The 19732-nt window shown below is 64.5% G+C and carries 19 protein-coding genes; 4 read left to right on the top strand and 15 right to left on the bottom strand.

The features are described from left to right. Positions 1 to 9 precede the first annotated feature (9 nt). The 10 genes from era to rpoE all read right to left on the bottom strand — a co-directional run bounded on the left by era (position 10) and on the right by rpoE (position 8923). Entirely contained in the window at positions 10 to 912 is a 903-nt protein-coding gene (gene era, locus ACUTAF_RS12200; RefSeq protein WP_445580209.1) for a GTPase Era, read from the bottom strand. Then, positions 905 to 1594 (bottom strand): ribonuclease III, encoded by a 690-nt coding sequence (gene rnc, locus ACUTAF_RS12205; RefSeq protein ID WP_445580210.1) that lies wholly within the window; start codon positions 1592 to 1594, stop codon positions 905 to 907. The genes era and rnc overlap by 8 nt, the downstream gene beginning before the upstream one ends. After that, entirely contained in the window at positions 1591 to 1968 is a 378-nt protein-coding gene (locus ACUTAF_RS12210) for a DUF4845 domain-containing protein (protein WP_445580211.1), read from the bottom strand. Before ACUTAF_RS12210 ends, rnc begins: the two co-directional genes overlap by 4 nt. Positions 1969 to 2055: 87 nt before the next feature. Beyond that, entirely contained in the window at positions 2056 to 2910 is an 855-nt protein-coding gene (gene lepB / locus ACUTAF_RS12215) for a signal peptidase I (RefSeq protein WP_445580212.1), read from the bottom strand. A gap of 6 nt (positions 2911 to 2916) precedes the next feature. Continuing rightward, positions 2917 to 4716, bottom strand: coding sequence for a translation elongation factor 4 (gene lepA, locus ACUTAF_RS12220; protein WP_445580213.1), 1800 nt, complete (start codon positions 4714 to 4716; stop codon positions 2917 to 2919). Positions 4717 to 4867: 151 nt separating this feature from the next. Continuing rightward, complete coding sequence (locus ACUTAF_RS12225) at positions 4868 to 6292, bottom strand: DegQ family serine endoprotease (RefSeq protein ID WP_445580214.1); 1425 nt, start codon at positions 6290 to 6292, stop codon at positions 4868 to 4870. Between the two features lie 34 nt (positions 6293 to 6326). After that, the gene (locus ACUTAF_RS12230) at positions 6327 to 6782 is read right to left on the bottom strand and encodes a SoxR reducing system RseC family protein (RefSeq protein ID WP_445580215.1); all 456 of its coding nucleotides are present in this window, start codon (positions 6780 to 6782) and stop codon (positions 6327 to 6329) included. Further along, positions 6779 to 7726: a MucB/RseB C-terminal domain-containing protein gene (locus ACUTAF_RS12235; RefSeq protein WP_445580216.1), complete on the bottom strand. Its 948-nt coding sequence runs from the start codon at positions 7724 to 7726 to the stop codon at positions 6779 to 6781. The genes ACUTAF_RS12230 and ACUTAF_RS12235 overlap by 4 nt, the downstream gene beginning before the upstream one ends. Before the next feature lie 12 nt (positions 7727 to 7738). Further along, the gene (locus tag ACUTAF_RS12240; protein ID WP_445580217.1) at positions 7739 to 8311 is read right to left on the bottom strand and encodes an RseA family anti-sigma factor; all 573 of its coding nucleotides are present in this window, start codon (positions 8309 to 8311) and stop codon (positions 7739 to 7741) included. A 30-nt stretch (positions 8312 to 8341) separates the two neighbouring features. Next, a complete protein-coding gene (gene rpoE, locus ACUTAF_RS12245) occupies positions 8342 to 8923 on the bottom strand; it encodes an RNA polymerase sigma factor RpoE (protein WP_445580218.1) in 582 nt (193 codons plus the stop codon). A gap of 376 nt (positions 8924 to 9299) precedes the next feature. Between rpoE and nadB the strand changes: the two genes are divergently transcribed. Then, on the top strand, positions 9300 to 10931 hold the full coding sequence (nadB, locus tag ACUTAF_RS12250; protein ID WP_445580219.1) for an L-aspartate oxidase: 1632 nt from the start codon (positions 9300 to 9302) through the stop codon (positions 10929 to 10931). Here nadB and ACUTAF_RS12255 read toward each other — a convergent pair. Continuing rightward, the gene (locus ACUTAF_RS12255) at positions 10885 to 11352 is read right to left on the bottom strand and encodes a protein YgfX (protein WP_445580220.1); all 468 of its coding nucleotides are present in this window, start codon (positions 11350 to 11352) and stop codon (positions 10885 to 10887) included. The genes nadB and ACUTAF_RS12255 overlap by 47 nt on opposite strands. After that, entirely contained in the window at positions 11336 to 11590 is a 255-nt protein-coding gene (locus ACUTAF_RS12260; protein ID WP_445580221.1) for an FAD assembly factor SdhE, read from the bottom strand. Before ACUTAF_RS12260 ends, ACUTAF_RS12255 begins: the two co-directional genes overlap by 17 nt. A gap of 209 nt (positions 11591 to 11799) precedes the next feature. On the opposite strand from ACUTAF_RS12260, the gene ygfZ reads away from it, so the two are divergent. The 3 genes from ygfZ (at position 11800) to ACUTAF_RS12275 (ending at position 14522) form a co-directional block, all read left to right on the top strand. Beyond that, positions 11800 to 12741 carry a CAF17-like 4Fe-4S cluster assembly/insertion protein YgfZ gene (ygfZ, locus tag ACUTAF_RS12265; protein WP_445582436.1) on the top strand — a complete coding sequence of 314 codons (942 nt, stop codon included), beginning with the start codon at positions 11800 to 11802 and terminating at the stop codon, positions 12739 to 12741. Positions 12742 to 12860: 119 nt separating this feature from the next. After that, positions 12861 to 13697: an HDOD domain-containing protein gene (locus ACUTAF_RS12270; RefSeq protein WP_445580222.1), complete on the top strand. Its 837-nt coding sequence runs from the start codon at positions 12861 to 12863 to the stop codon at positions 13695 to 13697. Positions 13698 to 13766: 69 nt separating this feature from the next. Continuing rightward, positions 13767 to 14522 carry a substrate-binding periplasmic protein gene (locus ACUTAF_RS12275; RefSeq protein WP_445580223.1) on the top strand — a complete coding sequence of 252 codons (756 nt, stop codon included), beginning with the start codon at positions 13767 to 13769 and terminating at the stop codon, positions 14520 to 14522. Between the two features lie 108 nt (positions 14523 to 14630). Here ACUTAF_RS12275 and ACUTAF_RS12280 read toward each other — a convergent pair whose 3' ends face one another. The 3 genes from ACUTAF_RS12280 to ACUTAF_RS12290 are packed head-to-tail and all read right to left on the bottom strand — an operon-like array spanning position 14631 to position 19523. Next, on the bottom strand, positions 14631 to 15977 hold the full coding sequence (locus ACUTAF_RS12280; RefSeq protein ID WP_445582437.1) for an HlyD family type I secretion periplasmic adaptor subunit: 1347 nt from the start codon (positions 15975 to 15977) through the stop codon (positions 14631 to 14633). Positions 15978 to 15993: 16 nt separating this feature from the next. Continuing rightward, on the bottom strand, positions 15994 to 18150 hold the full coding sequence (locus ACUTAF_RS12285) for a type I secretion system permease/ATPase (protein WP_445580224.1): 2157 nt from the start codon (positions 18148 to 18150) through the stop codon (positions 15994 to 15996). Between the two features lie 29 nt (positions 18151 to 18179). After that, positions 18180 to 19523: a TolC family outer membrane protein gene (locus ACUTAF_RS12290; protein ID WP_445580225.1), complete on the bottom strand. Its 1344-nt coding sequence runs from the start codon at positions 19521 to 19523 to the stop codon at positions 18180 to 18182. Positions 19524 to 19732: the final 209 nt, after the last annotated feature.

Raw genomic sequence — 19732 nt, forward strand, 5'->3', positions numbered from 1 at the left:
AGGCGCACCCTACAGATCCAGATAGCCCAGCGAACGCAGGGCGCGCTCGTCGTCGGACCAGCCGCCTTTGACCTTGACCCAGAGGTTGAGCATGACCTTGGAGTCGAACAGCACCTCCATATCCTTACGCGCATCGGCGCCGATGCGTTTGATGCGCTCGCCCTTGTCGCCGATGATGATCTTCTTCTGCCCGTCGCGCTCCACCAGGATCAGCGCATGGATATGCAGAATGCGCCCTTCCTGCTTGAACTCCTCGATCTCCACGGTGATCTGGTACGGCAGCTCGGCGCCGAGCTGACGCATGATCTTCTCGCGCACCAGCTCGGCGGCGAGGAAACGACTGGAGCGGTCGGTGATCTGGTCTTCCGGGAAGAAGTGCTCACCCTCGGGCAGGCGCTCGCCGACCAGACGCTCCAGGGTATCGAGGTTCTGTCCCTGCAACGCGGAGATCGGCACGATCTCCGCCTGCGGCAACTGCTCGGCCAGCCAGTTCAGATGCGGCAGCAGCTCGCTCCGGTCTTCCAGACGATCCGCCTTGTTCACCGCCAGCAGGATCGGGCATTTGACGTGCTGGACCTTCTCCAGCACCAGCTGATCCTCATCGGTCCAGCGCATGCGGTCGACCACGAACACCACCACGTCGACGTCCTTCAGCGCGCTGGAGGCGCTGCGGTTCATGTAGCGGTTGAGCGCTTTGTCGTTGTGTTTGTGCAGGCCGGGGGTGTCGACGTAGACCGCCTGGATCTCGCCCTCGGTCTTGATCCCGAGCATGTTGTGGCGGGTGGTCTGCGGCTTGCGCGAGGTGATCGCCAGCTTCTGCCCGAGGATGTGGTTGAGCAGCGTCGATTTGCCCACGTTGGGGCGACCGACGATGGCGACATAGCCGCAGCGGCTCACGGGTGCATCAGTCATTGCCGTTCTCCACCCCGAGGGCGATCAGCGCCGCAGCCGCGGCGACCTGCTCGGCGATACGCCGGCTGCCGCCCTGGCCCAGGGTCTTTTCGTTGAGCAGGGCGACCTGGCACTCGACCATGAAGGTACGGCAGTGCGGCTCGCCCTGAATGTCCACCACCTCGTAACGGGGCAGTTCGCAGGCACGCGACTGCAGGAACTCCTGCAGGCGTGTCTTGGGATCCTTGTTGGTATCGACCAGGGTCAGGCCATCCAGCTCACCGGTCAACCAGGCCAGCACGCGCTCACGCGCGGCCTCCATGCCGGCGTCCAGGTAGATGGCGCCAATCAGCGCCTCCAGGGCATCGGCCAGGATCGACTCACGACGGAAGCCGCCGCTCTTGAGCTCGCCCGAGCCCAGGCGCAGGTATTCGCCCAGCTCGAAGCCGCGGGCCAGCACGGCCAGGGTCTCGCCCTTGACCAGGCGTGCGCGCAGGCGCGACAGCTGGCCTTCACGCGCCTGCGGGAAACGCTCGAACAGCGCCTCGCCGGCGACGAAGTTGAGGATGGCATCGCCGAGAAATTCCAGGCGCTCGTTGTTGCGCCCGGCGAAACTGCGATGGGTGAGGGCCAGGATCATCAGATCCTGGTCCTTGAAGCTATGACCGAGCTTGCGCTCGAGGCGGGACAGATTGGAACTCACGGCATGCGTACACGAAATTCTTTGTCGAAGGTCACCACCAGATCGAGGTTCTCGATCAGCGGCTCGCGTTTTTCATATTTCAGGTGGGCCAGGAACTCGTTGTTCTCCACCTTCACCTTGAGGATGTCGCGCATCTTCAGGTCGCGGATGCTGTTGACCTGCATGCCCTTTTCGACATGGCTGTAGAACTCGCCGACGGTACGCACTTCCAGTGCCTTGTCGGTTTCGACCGAGGTGATGATCTTCTCCAGCGACATGTAGTCGAGATAGTGCGGAATCACCTTGAATGCGGTGCTGGCGAAGAACGCCACCACGGCCAGAACCATCAGCCAGCCCAGAATGGACAGGCCCTGCTGCGAACGCGCGAAAGTCATGTGTATCCCCAATGGACGGTCTTGTTGGAGCCTTTGCGGCAAGACTATTTATAGCCTGGCGCGCTGTCGAAAGCAGCGCGCCAGTGCTCAATGAATCAGGCCGACACGCGAGAAGCTGGGCAAATTGGCGGTCTTCGGCTCCGGCCAGCTCATCCAGATGGCGAAGGCCTTGCCGACGATATGGTCGTCCGGGACCATGCCCCAGAGCGCCTCGGGGATCTTGCGGTCGCGCCAGTAGCGGCTGTCATTGGAATTGTCGCGGTTGTCGCCCATCATGAAATAGTGCCCCTGCGGCACCACCCACTCGCCGCCGGGCTCACGACGCATGCGGCTCATTTCCTTGCGGATGGTGTGCTCCACCTGGCCCAGGCGCTCCTGGTAGAGCATCGCGCTGCCCAGGCTGCCGGCTTCTTCGCCGAGCAGTTGCTCCGCGACCGGCTCGCCATTGATCAGCAGACGCTTGCCCTGGGTGTACTGGATGCGATCACCGGGCAGACCGACCACCCGCTTGATGTAGTTGATCGCCGGATCGCTGGGGTAGCGGAACACCATGACGTCGCCGCGCTGCGGATTGTCGACCTCGATCACCTTGGTATCGAGCACCGGCAGGCGGATGCCGTAGGCGAACTTGTTGACCAGGATGAAATCGCCCACTTCCAGTGTCGGCTTCATCGAACCGGACGGAATCTGGAACGGCTCGACCAGGAAGGAGCGCAGCACCAGCACGATGGCCAGCACCGGGAAGAAGGACTTGCCGTACTCGACCAGCAAGGGCTCCTTGCTCAGCCGCTCCAGCACGCGTTCGTCGGGTTCGTCGACGCGCCCCTGATAGGCGGCGATGGCCGAGCGCCGGCGCGGCGCCAGCAGAACCAGGTCGACCAGAGCCAGAAAGCCGCACACGGCGACCGCGATAACCAACAGGAGCGGGAAATTGATCGACATAAAGCCTTAGCTATCCAACCTGAGCACGGCAAGGAAGGCTTCCTGTGGAATTTCCACGTTACCGACCTGCTTCATGCGTTTCTTACCGGCCTTCTGCTTCTCCAGCAGCTTCTTCTTACGGCTGACGTCGCCGCCGTAGCACTTGGCCAATACGTTCTTGCGCAGCGCCTTGACCGTGGTCCGCGCGATGATCTGGCCACCAATGGCTGCCTGGATCGCCACGTCGAACATCTGCCGCGGGATCAGTTCCTTCATCTTCTCGGTCAGTGCACGGCCCTTGTAGGCCGCGTTGTCGCGGTGCACGATCAAGGCCAGGGCATCGACCTTGTCGCCGTTGATCAGCACGTCCAGCTTGACCAGATTGGCAGACTGATAGCGATCGAAATGATAGTCCAGCGACGCATAGCCGCGGCTGGTCGACTTCAGACGGTCGAAGAAGTCCAGCACCACCTCGTTCATCGGCAGGTCGTAACGAACCTGCACCTGAGAACCGAGGAACTGCATGTCGCGCTGCACGCCGCGTTTCTCGATGCACAGGGTGATGACGTTGCCCAGGTGCTCCTGCGGCACCAGGATGGTCGCGGTGACTATCGGCTCGCGGAAGTCGGCGACGGCCGAGACATCCGGCAGCTTGGAGGGGTTGTCGACGGTGATGGTTTCACCGGTCTTGAGCTCGAGCTCGTAGATCACGCTTGGCGCGGTGGTGATCAGGTCCAGGTCGTATTCGCGCTCCAGGCGCTCCTGGATGATCTCCATGTGCAGCATGCCGAGGAAGCCGCAACGGAAGCCGAAGCCCAGGGCGTCGGAGCTTTCCGGCATGTATTGCAGCGACGAGTCGTTGAGGGTCAGTTTCTGCAGGGCGTCGCGGAAGTCCTCGAAGTCGTCGGAGCTGACCGGGAACAGGCCGGCGTAGACCTGCGGCTGGATTTTCTTGAAGCCTGGCAGCACCTCGACCTCGGGGGTCGAAGACAGGGTCAGGGTGTCGCCCACCGGCGCACCGTGAATGTCCTTGATGCTGGCGATGATGAAGCCCACTTCACCGGCCTTCAGGTCAGCGGTGGCGGTGTGCTTCGGGGTGAACACGCCGACGCTGTCGACCAGGTGCACCTTGCCGGTGGACTTGACCAGGATCTTGTCGCCCTTCTTCACTCGCCCCTGACGCACGCGCACCAGCGAGACCACGCCCAGATAGTTGTCGAACCAGGAGTCGATGATCAGCGCCTGCAGCGGCGCTTCGATATCGCCGGTCGGCGCCGGAATGGTCTGCACCAGGCGCTCGAGCACCTCGTCCACGCCCATGCCACTCTTGGCGCTGCAGGCCACGGCGTCGGTGGCGTCGATGCCGATGATCTTCTCGATCTCGTCCTTGACGCGATCCGGGTCGGCCTGGGGCAGGTCCATCTTGTTCAGCACCGGCATGACCTCGAGCCCCTGCTCGATGGCGGTGTAGCAGTTGGCCACCGACTGCGCCTCGACGCCCTGACCGGCGTCCACTACCAGCAACGCGCCCTCGCAGGCCGCCAGGGAGCGGCTGACCTCGTAGGTGAAGTCGACGTGACCGGGGGTATCGATGAAGTTCAGCTGGTAGGTCTTGCCATCCTGCGCCTTGTAGTGAAGCGTAACGCTGTGCGCCTTGATGGTGATGCCGCGCTCACGCTCCAGATCCATGGAGTCCAGAACCTGAGCCTCCATTTCACGCGCGGCGAGGCCGCCGCACATCTGGATGAAACGGTCAGCCAAGGTGGACTTGCCGTGGTCGATGTGGGCAATGATGGAAAAATTGCGGATATGACTCAGGTCACTCACGGATCAACACTCGAAGAAGGCACAGGCAAGACGCTTGCCGAAAATAGCCGCGGATTGTACCCGATCCCTCGCCACCGCGTCACGTCCGCGCCGCGCTGGTGCAGATACGCAGAAGGGCGCCCGAAAGCGCCCTTCTTCAGCCTTGCCCGGGTTACTCAGCCAACTTGAAGGTGATAAAGCTGGCACGCCCTTGACGCAGTACGCGCATCGACACCGAGCGATTCTTCGGCAGTTCGTGCGCCACCTGGGCGAAGGTGGCGGTGGAATCGATGGCCTGGTTGTTCAGATGGGTGATCACGTCGCCAGGACGCAGACCGATCATCGCCGCCGGCCCGTTGAGCACTTCCTTGACCACCACACCGCCCCGCAGGTCGAGGCCCTTCTTCTGCTCGGCACTGAGCTCGGCGACCGTCACGCCCAGTCGATTATTGCTGCGCTCGCCACCCTGCACAGCGGAAGCCGCCAGCGCCTGGTCATCATCCGGCAGGGTGCCGATTGTGACGTCGAGTTGCTTGCGCGATCCATCACGAACGACATCCATGCGCGCTTTCGCGCCGGGTTTGAGCCCCCCGACCAAGTGCGGCAGGTCGGCCGACATGACGATCGGCTCGCCGTTGAGGCTGAGGATGACGTCGCCGACCTGCAGACCACCCTTGTCCGCCGGACCATCCTCCAGCACCTGGGCGACCAGCGCACCGGCGGGTTTTTCCAGACCGAAGGACTCGGCGAGATCCTTGTTCACCTCCTGGATCACCACGCCCAGCCAGCCGCGGGTGACCTTGCCGTCGCTCTTGAGCTGATCGGCCACCTGCAGCGCCACCTCCATCGGAATGGCGAACGACAGCCCCATGAAGCCGCCGGAACGGGTGAAGATCTGCGAGTTGATACCGACCACTTCGCCCTTGAGGTTGAACAGCGGGCCGCCGGAGTTACCCGGATTGATCGCCACGTCTGTCTGGATGAAGGGCACGTAGCTGTCGCTCGGCAGGTTGCGCCCCTTGGCACTGACGATACCGGAGGTCACCGAGTGATCGAAGCCGAACGGCGAGCCGATGGCCAGCACCCACTCGCCGACCTTGAGCTCGTCGGACTTGCCCAGGCGTACGGTCGGCAGGTCCTTGCCCTCGACCTTGAGCAACGCCACGTCGCTGCGCGGATCGGCGCCGATCAGCCTGGCCTCCAGCTCGCTACGGTCGGACAGGCGTACGATGATCTCGTCGGCATCGGCCACCACATGATTGTTGGTCAGCACGTAGCCATCGGGGGAAATGATGAAGCCCGAGCCCAGCGACTGCGCTTCGCGCTGCCGACCGCCGCCAGGGCTACGCGGAACCTGGGGAATGCTGCGCTCGAAGAACTCGCGAAACATCGGCGGCAGCCCTTCCAGATCGGGAATGGCCAATTGGCCGCCGGCAACGCGCTCCGGCATCTTCTGCCGGGTACTGATGTTGACCACCGCGGGCGAGGCCTCCTCCACCAACTCGGTGAAATCGGGCAGGCTGGCCTGAGCCAACAGGCTCTGCCCCCAGAGCAGGGCAGCCGCCAGCAGCGGTGCAACGGACTTCAGGTTTCTCATCGACTACAACTCCCCATGGACAAAGCAAACACGCTCAATTCGCCGCAGACCCTCCGGCGAGCAGCGCACGCAGGACAACGGGTTGCAATTCGGGATCGTCGGCATAGCGCGATGCACGCCAGCGCACCAGCAACCAGGTACCGAACAGGCCGGCGAGACCGGCGAGGATGATCAGGGGCTCGGTCAGCCCCAGGCTCTCGGCCACCAACGCAGCGGCCAGCAAACCAAGCAGCGGAAACAGATAGACCAGCAGCGAACTGCGCACCAGCAGGTCTTCGCGTACGCCAATCACCACGCTATCGCCCACGGACAGCTGCAGCTGGCTCAGGGCACGCAGATACCCGCGCTGGCGCCCTACGCCGAGGCGCTCCATCAGACCCTGACCGCAGGCGGCATTGGCCGAGCAACCGGAACAGGTGCTCTTGCGCAGCGTCTCGACCCAGACCGCGCCGGGCTCGACCGCCACTACGCGCCCCTGCTCTTCGATCATTGCGCGACCTGTTCGGCCGCTCCGGCACGCATCGACAGCGCGATGCGCTCGGCGGTGCCCAAGGGGATCTCACCGACCACGGTGACCATCACATCACCCTCGTCGGTGGCCATCCGCCGCGATACCGCGACGGTGGGGCCGAGTTGGCTGCGCGCATCTTCCACCACCGCCCCCTGCAGGGACTCGAGAAAGACCGAGAAACGCGCCAGGCCATCGCCATACATCAGGCAGGTGACGCGCTGGTCGGAGGCCGGACTGCGCCGCAACTGGGCGGCATTGAGGGTGAAACCGGGTGGTAGCCAGTCCGAGCGCCAGAGATCGTCGGCCACCTGGTCGACCGTACGGAAACGCACGGGACGGCAGCGCGAACTGGCTTGCAGCCCAACCGCCTCGGGCGCCGAGACCTGCAGCTGAGTGAACTGAAAACGCTCCAGCAGTTGGCCCTTTTCGTTGAGCAGCAAGGACTTCAGCGGCAGGCCGGTATCCCGATCCAGATGCAACTCGAAACCGTAACGGTGTTGATCCTTGGGTGCCAGCACCAGGACCACCGCGCCACGCCCGGCGATGCGCGAGTTACCGGCCACACGAATGTCATACCAGCGGGCCAGCTTTTCGGCATCCAACTGACGCGCCGGCCAGGACTGGCCCTCGGCGACCTGGTCGGCCAACGCGCCACTGACGCACTGGGTCTGGCCGTCCACTTTCAGCACTTCCTGCGCCGGGCCGTCGAGCTGCAGCAGGCGTTCACGCACCGCACCGCCCGCCTCTACCTCGCGCCAGATACCGTGGGTGGAAAAACTACCGTTGCGCTCATAGATGAAGGTGCCTTGAAAGCTCTGCTCCCGCTCGGCAGCGGCGAGGCGATTGAGCCAGTCCTGTGCTTCGCCGGCATGCACTGGCGATGCCAGCCAACCACCGATAAACCAGAGAGCAATCGCGCGCATGTGACTCCTTAACTAGCGGTTTTCCAGGCTTGCGGCTCGCGCATAGGGCAGCACGGTTTCGCCCCCCGCCATTGCCGCCTGCTGCGCATGCTGGCGCAGGTAGGTCGGCAGACGTTGCTCGTGCCAGCTGGCGGTACCCAGTTTGGCCGCCTCGTCCGCCTCTTCGCCACTGCTGTAGCCGGCAAGCAGTGCAGGCCCTTGCGCCTGGGGCACGGTCAGCGCCGGCGCAACGCTCTGTTGCGCCAACTGGCTGGAGCTCAACTCGTCCTGATTGTACAGGCGCACACCGGCGAGTACCGCGACGGTAACAGAGGCAGCCACCGCAACGCGACTCACACTGCGCCATAACGACGCCTTGCGCACCGGCAGCTCTTCGTCGGCCAGCGCCGCGGAGACCGCTGCGGCGATGTCCAGACGCGGCTCCAGCAATTCCCTGTGCATGGCCGCACGGGCGATCTGATAACGCGTCCAAGTACCGCGCAGCTCGCCATCCTCACTGGCCGCGAGCACACGCCGCAATTCCAGTTCGTCCGCTTCGTTATCCATCACCGCGGACAGCGATTCCTGCAGGGTTTCACGACTCATGGTGTTCCTCTCTTGGCTGTCGCCGCTGTCTCAGGCTTCCTGCAACAGGGGTTGCAGAGATTTATCAATGGCCTCGCGCGCCCGGAAGATCCGTGAACGTACGGTGCCGACCGGACACTGCATCACGCTGGCAATGTCCTCGTAACTCAAACCTTCAAACTCGCGCAAAGTCAGCGCCGTGCGCAAATCGTCCGGCAACTGGGCGATGGTCCGATGCACAGCGGCCTCGATCTCGTCGCGCAGCAATGCCCGTTCCGGTGACTCGATGTCCTTGAGGGCGTGGTCGCCGTCATAGAACTCCGCGTCATCGCTACTGACATCACTATCTGGCGGCCGCCGACCGCGGGACACCAGGTAGTTCTTCGCCGTATTGATGGCGATGCGGTACAGCCAGGTATAGAACGCGCTGTCACCGCGAAAGTTTCCAAGCGCCCGGTAAGCCTTGACGAAGGCTTCCTGGGCGACATCCTGAGCCTCGTGGGTATCGTGCACGAATCGCACGATCAACCCGAGAATCTTGTGCTGATACTTCAGCACCAACAGATCGAAGGCGCGCTTGTCACCGCGCTGCACTCGCTCGACCAGCTGCTGATCGTCTTCCTGGGTTAGCATGCATTCTCCTCTTGATGCATGGAGGAGGCTTGCGTCCGTAAGCGAATCAGCCTGCCAAGATAGACTCGGGCCTTACGCAAAAGTTCTCCCCTCCAAGCAAGCTTCCTGCAGAGTTTTTTATCTCTGCAAGGAATGGCGCCAACGGGACCCTTCCCGCTCGCGCGAATAAATCTTATCGCCCTGTTTGCCCGGCAATTCGACAGACGAGTCGAAGAGGATAACGGGCGCGCACAAGCGTTCTCCCTTATATGGGCGACCCCTCTATGGAACCTTAGCGACTAAGAAAGTTCCCGAGCACCGCGGTCGGTCATAAGCCAGCTATTGTGCCGCCGCCCCTCTCTATATACTAGGGTCCGCTTTTCCGCGGGATTCGCACATGAGCCATCACTTCCAGCATGACGTTCTGGTCATCGGCAGCGGCGCTGCCGGCCTGACCCTTGCCCTTACCCTGCCCCCCAGCCTGCGCATCGCGGTGCTGAGCAAGGGCAGCCTGGCCAATGGCTCCACCTATTGGGCCCAGGGCGGCGTGGCGGCGGTACTCGACGATACCGATACGATCGAGTCGCATGTCGCCGACACCCTCAACGCCGGCGCCGGCCTGTGCCGCGCCGATGCCGTGCGATTCACCGTGGAGCATAGCCGCGAAGCCATCCAATGGCTGATCGATCAGGGCGTTCCCTTCACCCGCGAGGCCGAAACCGCACGTGAAGACGGCGGTTTCGAGTTCCATCTGACCCGCGAAGGGGGGCATAGCCACCGCCGCATCATCCATGCCGCCGACGCCACCGGCGCGGCGATCTTCAATACCTTGCTGGAACAGGCGCGGCAGCGAGCCAACATCGAGCTGCTGGAACAGCGCGTGGCGGTCGACCTGATCACCGAACGCAAACTCGGCCTGGATGGCGAACGCTGCCTGGGCGCCTATGTGCTGGACCGCGAGAAGGGCGAGGTGGACACCTTCGGCGCGCGCTTCGTGATTCTCGCCACCGGCGGTGCGGCCAAGGTCTATCTCTACACCAGCAACCCCGACGGCGCCTGCGGCGACGGCATCGCCATGGCCTGGCGCGCCGGCTGCCGGGTGGGCAACCTGGAGTTCAACCAGTTCCACCCCACCTGCCTGTACCACCCGCAGGCCAAGAGCTTCCTGATCACCGAAGCGGTGCGCGGCGAAGGCGGACTGCTCAAGCTCCCCAACGGCGAGCGTTTCATGCCACGCTTCGACCAGCGCGCCGAACTGGCGCCGCGCGACATAGTCGCCCGCGCGATCGACCACGAGATGAAGCGCTTAGGGATAGACTGCGTCTACCTGGACATCAGCCACAAGCCGGCGGAATTCATCAAGAACCATTTCCCCACCGTTTATGAGCGCTGCCTGGGCTTCGGCATCGACATCACCAAGCAGCCCATCCCGGTGGTGCCGGCGGCGCACTATACCTGTGGCGGCGTGGTCGTCGACCAGCAAGGGCGTACCGACGTGCCCGGCCTGTACGCCATAGGCGAAACCAGCTTCACCGGACTGCACGGCGCCAACCGCATGGCCAGCAACTCGCTGCTGGAGTGCTTCGTCTACGCCCGCTCCGCCTGTGCCGACATCGTCACCCAACTCGACGCGGTGAGCATGCCGACCGACCTGCCCTGCTGGGACGCCAGCCAGGTGACCGACTCGGACGAGGACGTGATCATCGCGCACAACTGGGATGAGCTGCGGCGCTTCATGTGGGACTACGTCGGCATCGTGCGCACCAACAAGCGCCTGCAGCGCGCCCAGCACCGCGTGCGCCTGCTGCTGGACGAGATCGACGAGTTCTACTCCAACTACAAGGTCAGCCGCGACCTGATCGAACTGAGGAACCTCGCTCTTGTGGCGGAACTGATGATCCGCTCGGCCATGCAGCGCCACGAGAGTCGCGGCCTGCATTACACGCTGGACTACCCCGAGCAGCTAGCCGAGGCGCGCGACACTATTCTGACCCCGCAACCTGCGGCGCAGCCCAGCGCCTGCGACTGAACTTCAGACGCAGGCGCAGGCGCCTGTGCTGCTCGCGCGACAGCGCATCGCGCGGGATGCACAAACTGCGAGTGCAGCACTCGCCCGGCCGACGAAAACGCAGCACCACCAGCAACGGCAGCGCCAGGCTGTCCGGGCGCAGCTGCACCGGCTGCCAGCCCTGCGCCGGACTCCACAGCTGCCAACCGAGCGCGTCGCGACGCAGCCCGCGAACGGCCTGCGCCGAGGACAGCAAGATGTGCCGCGGCAGCACCCAGGCGACATGTATCAGGCCCGCCGGGAGCGACAGCAGCTGAAGCCACAGCGGCAGGTCGGCCAGCCAGGGCGCCGCCAGCGCCAGAAGCACCACGCCCAGGTAGAGCCCGAGCAGCCCGCGGGAGGGCTGCCAGTGGCACTCGAACGGGTTACTTGGGTTGGACACGGTCCAGGATCATGCGCACCATGCGCTTGAGGTCGGCGTCTTCCGGCTCGCCGCGCTGCATGAACCAGCCGAACATGTCCTGATCCTCACACTCCAGCAGCTTGCGGTAACGCGCCTGGTCTTCGGCATCCAGGCCGGGGTAGACCTCCTTGACGAAGGGGACCAGCAGTACATCCAGCTCCAGCATGCCGCGGCGGCTGTGCCAGAAGAGGCGATTGAGTTCGGTTGCATCGGCCATGTAGCGGCTCCTTGAGAGAGACCGGCAGTATAACAGCAGCGGCGAGGCGGATGACCGCCCCCCCTGATGCGCTGCGCTGGAGTTTCGGCCTGACGCTCGGGCGGCAAACTCGCGCTTTTTCTGCGCTTTTGCTTGAAGCCTGTAGCTTGGGGCTTGCAGCTGCTTTTATGATGAGCCCCCAACTTTTCTCCAGCGACTCGATTCCCACCATGGCCGATAGCGCGTACTTCACCCTCCTCGACCACGAAGGCCTGCTCGCCGTGCGCGGCGCGGATGCCGCCAAGTTCCTCCAGGGCCAGCTGACCTGCAACCTCGATTACCTGTCCGCCAGCCATTGCAGCCTCGGCGCCCGCTGCACGCCCAAGGGCCGCATGCTGTCGAGCTTTCGCCTCGTGCCGGTGGAAAACGGCTACCTCCTGGCCATGGCTCGCGAGCTGATCGAGCCGCAGCTGGCCGACCTGCAGAAGTACGCGGTGTTCTCCAAATCCAAGCTCAGCGACGAGAGCAGCGCCTGGGTGCGCTTCGGCCTGCTCGGCGGCGACGCCGTCCTGCGCGAGCTTGGCCTCGAACTTGGCGCAAGCGGTGATGCCCTGGCCAGCGCCGGCCAGCTGCTGGCCGTGCGCCTGGACGATGGCCGCGCCGAACTCTGGGCTCCGGCCGACGCCGCCGACACGCTGCAGGCCACGCTGTCTGCCTCCCTGGCGCAGGCGCCGCTGAACGACTGGCTGCTGGCCCAGGTGCGCGCCGGCGTCGGCCAGGTGTTCGGCGCCACCCGCGAGCTGTTCATTCCGCAAATGATCAACCTGCAGGCCCTGGGCGGAGTGAGCTTCAAGAAAGGCTGCTATACCGGCCAGGAGATCGTCGCGCGCATGCAGTACCTGGGCAAGCTCAAGCGCCGCCTGTACCGCCTGGCCCTGGCCGGCGACGAGGTGCCCGCCAAGGCCTGCGAACTATTCTCGCCGGTGCATGGTTCCAGCGTCGGCGAAGTGGTGCTGGCCGCCCGCGCCGAGAGTGGCGTCGAACTGCTGGCGGTGCTGCAGGAGGATGCCGTGGCCGATGAGCGCATCCGCCTGGGTTCTCCAGAAGGCCCGCTGCTGAGCCTGCTCGAATTGCCCTATCGGCTGGATGCCGACAAGGAAATCCAGCGTTAACGGGCTTGCCGCGTCGCCCCATCATCAAGGCCTTGGCGGCATGCCCGTCTCCCTCATCCGGCGCTACGCGACTCGAACCTGACGACAGCGCCGTAACCTTTGCCGAAGAGAACCCGTTAATGAGCAAGCTCGCCGAAAAAGTCCAACAGGAGCTGATCCACGCCATCGAGAACGATGAGCTGGTGCTGCCGACCCTGCCCGAGGTGGCCTTAAAAGTCCGCGAGGCGGCTGAAGATCCGGACATCGGCATTCCGCAGATCAGCAAGGTGATCGGCAACGATGCCGCCCTCACCGCGCGCATCATCAAGGTGGTCAACAGCCCGCTGCTGCGCAGCAACAAGGAAATCACCGACCTGCAGATGGCGGTCAGCCGCCTGGGCATCAACTACACCTGCAATCTCGCCACCGGCCTGGCCATGGAGCAGATGTTCCAGGCCACCAGCGACGTGGTCGACCGCAAGATGCGCGAGGTGTGGAACAAGAGCACCGAGATCGCCGGCATCTGCCATGTACTGTGCCGCCACTACACCCGCCTGATGCCGGATCAGGCCACCCTCGCCGGCCTGGTGCACCAGATCGGCGTGCTGCCGATCCTCACCTATGCCGAGGACCACAACGAGCTGCTGGCCGACTCGATCAGCCTCAACCACGTGATCGAGCAGATCCATCCGATCATCGGCGACAAGATCCTGCGCACCTGGGAGTTCCCCGAACCCATCGCCATGGTGCCCAGCCAGTACCTGAACTTCGCCCGCGACTCGGCCAAGGCCGACTACGTCGACATCGTCCAGGTCGCCACCCTGCAGAGCTACCTCGGCAGCGAGCACCCCTACACCCAGCTCGACTGGAGCAAGGTGCCGGCGTTCGCCAAGCTGGGCCTCGACCCGCAGGTCGACATGCAGGCCGACGAAGACCTCTCCGCCGCGATGGAGGCGGCGATGAGCATGCTGCAATAAGAAGGTCGCGGCGCAGCCGGCAATCTGCCTCTAGACTCAACCGCAACCGGTTGCCGGAAACAGTACCGCATGCGCCTCTTCCTCCTTCTCTGCGCCCTGTCGCTGGCGAGTGCATCGGCTGCCGAGTCGCTGCGCCTGACCAATGGCGAGTGGCCGCCCTACCTCGGTGAAAAGCTGCCGCACCATGGCGTCGCCTCGCGGATCGTCGCCGAAGCCTTCGCCCAGGAAGGCATCGAGGTGCGATGGGAATTCCACCCCTGGGCGCGCTCGCTGAAGATGGCCGGGAAGGGCGAGCGCGACGGCAGCGCGGTGTGGCTTTACACCACCGAGCGCGAGCGACGCTTCTATATCAGCGATCCGGTACTGCAAAGCGGCTACCACCTGTTCCACCGCAAGGACCACGCCTTCGACTGGAGCCGGATCGAGGATCTGCAAGGTCTGCGCATCGCCGCCACGCGCGGCTACGACTACGGCACGGCCTTCCAGCAGGCGGAGGCGGCGGGCCAGCTGCGGGTGAGCCGCCTGACCAGCGACGAACAGGGCCTGCGCCAATTGCTCGCTGGCCGGATCGATCTGTTTCCCGTAGACAAAGTGGTCGGCTTCGACCTGCTGCACCAGCATTTCACCGCCGCCGAGCGCGCCCGCCTGAGCTTCCATTCCAAGCCGCTGCGCCGCGACAGTCTGCATCTATTGCTGTCGCGCGAGGTGCCCGGCAATGCCGAGCGCATCGAACGCTTCAACCGCGGCCTGGCGCAACTGCGCAACAGCGGAAAAGTGGCGCAGTATCTGCTGGAGGTCCAGCAGCCGCTGAGCCTGGCGCCATGAGAGCGGCGCTGCCATTGCGCCATGTGCCTGTAGCTATTGGACTTGGAAGCCTGCAGGCTTCACACCGCTGGCAGGCTAAAGCCCACCCTAGGCCCCTGCGCGGACAGCTCAGCGCTCGCGCAACGCCTCGGCGCGGGCGCGGATGATCGGCTTGAGCAGATAGCTGAGCACGCTTTTCTTGCCGGTGATGATGTCCACCGAGGCGACCATGCCGGGAATGATCAGCAACGGCTGCTCCTCGCTGCCCAGGTGACTTCTGTCGGTGCGCAACTGGATCACGTAGAAGCTGTTGCCCTCCTCGTCGCTGACGGTGTCGGCGCCGATCTGCACCAGCTCGGCCTTGAGGCCGCCATAGATGGTGTAGTCGTAGGCGGTGAACTTGACCATGGCCTCCTGCCCGGGATGGAGGAAGGCGATGTCCTGCGGACGGATGCGCGCCTCGATCAGCAGGTTGTCGTCCAGCGGCACGATCTCCACCAGATCGCTGCCCGGCTGGATCACCCCGCCGATGGTGTTGACCAGCAGCTGCTTGACGATGCCGCGCACCGGCGAGGTGACCAGGGTGCGATTGACCCGGTCCTCCAAAGCCTTGCCGGTGGACTGGATCTTGCTCAGTTCGGTGCGCGCCTCGTTCAGTTCGGTCAGGGCATCGCTGCGGAAACGACCACGGGTTTCGTCGATCTTGCGCTCGACCTCGGTAATCGCCGCCTCAGCCCGCGGAATCGCCAGGGTGGTGGCCTCGAGCGCGCCGCGACTCTCCACCTCGGCGCGCTTGAGGCGCAGCACCTCTACCTGGGAAATCGCGCCCTCGGCCACCAAGGGTTCGGACATGCGGATTTCCTGGCGCAACAACTCCAGGCTGTTGCGGTACTGAGCCTGCTTGGAGGCGAATTCGCGCAGCTCCTGGCGGCGCTGGACCAGTTGCTGCTCCAGGCCGGCGACCTCGTCCAGCAACTGCTGGCGCCGACTGTTGAACAGCTGCACCTCGTTCTCGGCCAGCCGCGGCGCCTTCTCGCGCAGTTCATCGCCAACCTGCAGCTCTTCCCCCCGTACCTCTGCTCCCAGGCGCTCGACCCGCAACTGCAGGGCCAGGCGGTCCGCCTCGGTCTCACCGACGTTGGAGGCGAAGCGCGTATCGTCCAGGCGCAGCAGCGAATCGCCGACGTTCACCACCTGGCCCTCACGCACGAACAACTCGGCAACGATACCGCCCTCCAGGTTCTGGATCTTCTGCAGGCGCGACGAGGGAATCGCCTTGCCGTCGCCGCGAGTCACCTCGTCGACCACGGCGAAATGCGCCCACAGCAGGCAGAAGGCGACGAAGGCGATCAGCCCCCAAATGGTCAGGCGCACGATGCGCGGCGCGTCCTCGATCAACGCCTTGCTTACTTCCGGCAAGGGCTCGTCGCCGAGCGCATCGCGGCCGCCGAAATAGCCACCCACGGCCTTGCCCAGGCCGGCGAACGATTGCTTAGCCGACACTGATCTGCCCCTTCTTCAGCGCTTCCATGACGCTCCCCTTGGGCCCGTCGGCAATGATCTGGCCGCGGTCGACGATGACCAGGCGGTCCACCAGGCTGAGCATCGAGGCGCGGTGAGTCACCAGCAGCAGGGTCTTGTTGCCGATCACCGCGGCCAGGCGCTGCTTGAGGCGCTCCTCGCCGGTGTTGTCCATCGAACTGGTCGGCTCGTCGAGCAGCAGGATCGGCGGGTCGAGCAACAGCGCGCGGGCCAGGGCGACGTTCTGCCGCTGGCCGCCGGAGAGGTTCTGCCCGCGTTCGCCGACCTGCAGCTCGTAGCCCTTGGGATGCAACCGGACGAATTCGTGCACGCCGGCCAGCTCGGCGGCTTGCAGCACCAGTTCGTCCTCGACGTAGCGCGCACCGGCGACCAGGTTGTCGCGCAGGGTGCCGGAGAACAGCTGGATGTCCTGCGGCACATAGCCGATGTTGTGGCGCAGGTCGCTGACGTCCAGCTGGCGCACATCAATACCGTCGACCAGCAGGTTGCCGCCGTCCGGCTGGTAGAGGCCGACGATCAGCTTGGTCAGCGAGCTCTTGCCCGAGCCGCTGCGGCCGATGATGCCGATCTTCTCGCCGGGGCGAACCACTAGGTTGATCTTCTCCAGGGCGGCCTGCTGCTGATCGGGATAATGGAAGTCCAGTTGGCGGAACTCGATCGCCCCCTGCAGCGCCTGGCGCTTGAGCGGGCGCTCCTCTTCCTGGCGCTCCTGCGGCAACGCCATCATCTGGTTGACCGAATCGAGGGTGACCCGCGTTTGCTGGTAGCGGGTGAGCAGACCGGACATCTGCGTCAGCGGCCCGAGGGCCCGGCCGCTGAGCATGTAGCAAGCGATCAGGCCGCCCATGCTGAGGTTGCCGGCGATGATCTGGTAGACCCCCAGCACTATCATCACCACCCCGGCCAGCTGCTGCAGCAACAGCGTGGAATTCATCGCCAGGCTGGACAGCATGCGCGCACGCAGCTCCAGGCGGCCGAGGGTGCCGATGGTCTGTTCCCACAGGTACTGACGCTCGCTCTCGGCATTGTTGACCTTGACCGCGTCCAGACCGGCCAGGCTTTCGATCAGGCTCGACTGGCGCTCGGCGGCCAGCGCCATGCTGCGCCGCATGGTGTCGGCCAGCGGTCGCTGCAGCCCCCAGCCGATCAGGGCGACCAGGGGAAAGGCCAGCAGCGGAATCCATACCAGATGCCCGCCGATCATCGCGATCACCGCGAGGATCAGTAGGGTGAACGGCAAATCGATGACGCTGGCCAGGGTCAGCGAAGCGAGGAAATCGCGCAGATTCTGGAACTCGTGGATGTTCTGGGCGAAGCTGCCGACCCGCGCCGGGCGGTGCTTCATGGCCATGCCGACGATGCGCTCGAACAGCGTGGCGGAGATGATCAGGTCGGTCTTCTTGCCGGCGAGATCCAGGCACAGGCCGCGCAGGGTCTTGAGCAGCAGGTCGAACAGAAAGGCGCCGCTGATGCCGATCGCCAGCACCCAGAGGGTGGCCACGGCCTGGTTGGGCACCACCCGGTCGTAGACGTTCATCACGAACAGCGGCGTGGCCAGGCCGATCAGGTTGATCAGCAGGCTGGCGGCGATGGCATCCAGATAGAGCCAGCGCGAGCGCCTGAGGGTATCGCGGAACCAGGCGTTGGCCCGCGGAATCAGTTCGCCGCGGTTGAGGTCGAACTTGTGCTGCGGCTGGGCGAAGAACACCTGGCCGCGGTAGTCCTCGGCCAGCACCTCGGCACTCACCCGCACCTCGCCGCCTTCGCTCTCGCTGGGCATCAGGCGCGCCCGCCCCTGCTCGTCCCAGCCGAGCAGCAACGCACTGCGCCCGTCGCGCAACAGCAGCAGCGCCGGCATCGCCAGCTGCGGGATCTGGCGCAGGCCGCGGCGCAACCAGCGCCCCTGCAAGCCGGCGCGCGCCGCCGCGCGCGGCAGCAACTCGGCGGTCAGACGCTGCTCCGGCAACGGCAAGCCGGCGGTGAGCATGGCCCGGCTGACCGATTTCTGGTGTAGCGCGCACAGCGACAGCAGGCTGTCGAGCAGCGGGTCGTCGTAGCGATCACGCGGATCGCTACGGGTCTGGGCCAGGCCCGGGTCTACTGCCACGACGATTCACTCTTGCGGGGAAATGGCACTCAGTTCAAACCGGGCAACTGCACGTTGGCCTTGACCACATCCAGCGGCGCGGACGCCATCGGCGCCACCACGCCCTGGCTCTTGAGCAGCGAGCCCATGCTGGCCTTGATCCGGTATTGGGTGAACAGCTCGGTAAAGCGCACTTCCTGCAGACGCCGGGAGGCGGTGAACAGCTCGTTCTCGCTGTCGAGCAGATCGAGCAGGCTGCGCTCGCCGAGGGTGAACTGCTTCTGGTAGGACTCGCGCACCCGACTGCTGTAGTCGACGTACTGCTGGGCGATCGGCAGCTGCTGGCGGGCGTTGTCCAAGGCGTTCCAGGACAGGCCGAGGTCCTCGACCAGCACGCGCAGCGCATTGTTGCGGATGTCCATGGCCTGGTTGATCTGATGCGCCTTGGATTGCAGGTCGGCCTTGTTGCTGCCGCCGGCGAACAGGTTGTAGCGCATACGCAACATCGCCTGCCATTCGTTGCTGTGACCCGACACGCCATCCAGGTTGTTGTCGGCATTGCGCGACAGCTCGGCATCGAAGCGCGGGTAGAAGGACGACTTGGCGGCCTGGTACTGCTGCTCGGTGGCCTGCACGTCGGCCTCGGCCGAACTCAGGAAGGGGTTGTTGGCCAGCATCTCCTCACGCGCGGCCTGCAGGCTTTCCGGCAAGCCGCCGGGCAGCCCCTGGGGCAGGCTCAGCTCGCCGGGTTCGCGACCGACCACGCTGAAGTAGTTGACCCGCGCATCGGCCAGGTTGGTCTGCTCGGTGATCAGGTTGTTGCGTGCCTGGGCCAGGCGCGCTTCGGCCTGATCGAGGTCGGCCATGCGCCCGACACCCCGCTGGCTGCGCAGCGAAATCTGGTCGTAGATACGCTCGTGGCTGCGCAGGTTGTCCTCGGCCAGACGAACCAGTTCCTCGCGCTTGAGCACCTCCAGATAGACCTGGGCCACTTCCAGCGCGGTGCGCTCGGAAGTGCCCAGCAGTTCATAGGCACGGGCGTTGACGGTGGCGCGCTGGCGACCGACTTCGCTGCGGGTGGCGAAGCCGTCGAACAGCATCTGCTGCAAGCGCAGCGTGGATTCGCCGCGGGTCAGCGTCTCGCTGTCGTGGCTGGTGCCACGAGTACTCGGGCTATCGGTGCCTTCGCGACCATAACCGGCGAGCAGGTCGACCTGCGGCAAATACCCTCCCCTGGCCGCCTTCATCTGTTCTTCGACAGACAAGCGGGCGTTGGCGCCTGCGCGGATCTCCGGATGCACGTCGAGCGCGCTTTGCATCGCCTCGCTGAGGGTTTGCCCGTGAGCCGACAGGGAAACAGCAAGAACCAAGGGAAGAACGGTGGTGAAGCGCATGATCTGGAGGATTCCTTTCAGGTTAGGGTCGACCGCATGCCAACCCTCGGGGGCCAATCGCTACAGGGCAATCGCACCAACAACAGGTATTGGCCACTTCCATTTAGCGTGATCCACATCACACCAAGAAGTGATCAATATCAAAGTGACATTAGCGGCGGCGATTGTTTATGATCGCGACCAAGCGGTCAATAGTCTGGCGCTAAGCT

The organism is Pseudomonas sp. SP16.1 (genome assembly GCF_052682975.1).

Bases quoted from the DNA above. Each gene is read 5' to 3' on its own strand.
- ACUTAF_RS12240 (WP_445580217.1), bottom strand. From the start codon at position 8,311: ATGAGTCGTGAAACCCTGCAGGAATCGCTGTCCGCGGTGATGGATAAC.
- ACUTAF_RS12290 (WP_445580225.1), bottom strand. From the start codon at position 19,523: ATGCGCTTCACCACCGTTCTTCCCTTGGTTCTTGCTGTTTCCCTGTCG.
- nadB (WP_445580219.1), top strand. From the start codon at position 9,300: ATGAGCCATCACTTCCAGCATGACGTTCTGGTCATCGGCAGCGGCGCT.
- ACUTAF_RS12230 (WP_445580215.1), bottom strand. From the start codon at position 6,782: ATGATCGAAGAGCAGGGGCGCGTAGTGGCGGTCGAGCCCGGCGCGGTC.
- ACUTAF_RS12235 (WP_445580216.1), bottom strand. From the start codon at position 7,726: ATGCGCGCGATTGCTCTCTGGTTTATCGGTGGTTGGCTGGCATCGCCA.
- lepB (WP_445580212.1), bottom strand. From the start codon at position 2,910: ATGTCGATCAATTTCCCGCTCCTGTTGGTTATCGCGGTCGCCGTGTGC.
- ACUTAF_RS12260 (WP_445580221.1), bottom strand. From the start codon at position 11,590: ATGGCCGATGCAACCGAACTCAATCGCCTCTTCTGGCACAGCCGCCGC.
- era (WP_445580209.1), bottom strand. From the start codon at position 912: ATGACTGATGCACCCGTGAGCCGCTGCGGCTATGTCGCCATCGTCGGT.
- ACUTAF_RS12270 (WP_445580222.1), top strand. From the start codon at position 12,861: ATGAGCAAGCTCGCCGAAAAAGTCCAACAGGAGCTGATCCACGCCATC.
- ygfZ (WP_445582436.1), top strand. From the start codon at position 11,800: ATGGCCGATAGCGCGTACTTCACCCTCCTCGACCACGAAGGCCTGCTC.
- ACUTAF_RS12225 (WP_445580214.1), bottom strand. From the start codon at position 6,292: ATGAGAAACCTGAAGTCCGTTGCACCGCTGCTGGCGGCTGCCCTGCTC.
- rpoE (WP_445580218.1), bottom strand. From the start codon at position 8,923: ATGCTAACCCAGGAAGACGATCAGCAGCTGGTCGAGCGAGTGCAGCGC.
- ACUTAF_RS12210 (WP_445580211.1), bottom strand. From the start codon at position 1,968: ATGACTTTCGCGCGTTCGCAGCAGGGCCTGTCCATTCTGGGCTGGCTG.
- ACUTAF_RS12275 (WP_445580223.1), top strand. From the start codon at position 13,767: ATGCGCCTCTTCCTCCTTCTCTGCGCCCTGTCGCTGGCGAGTGCATCG.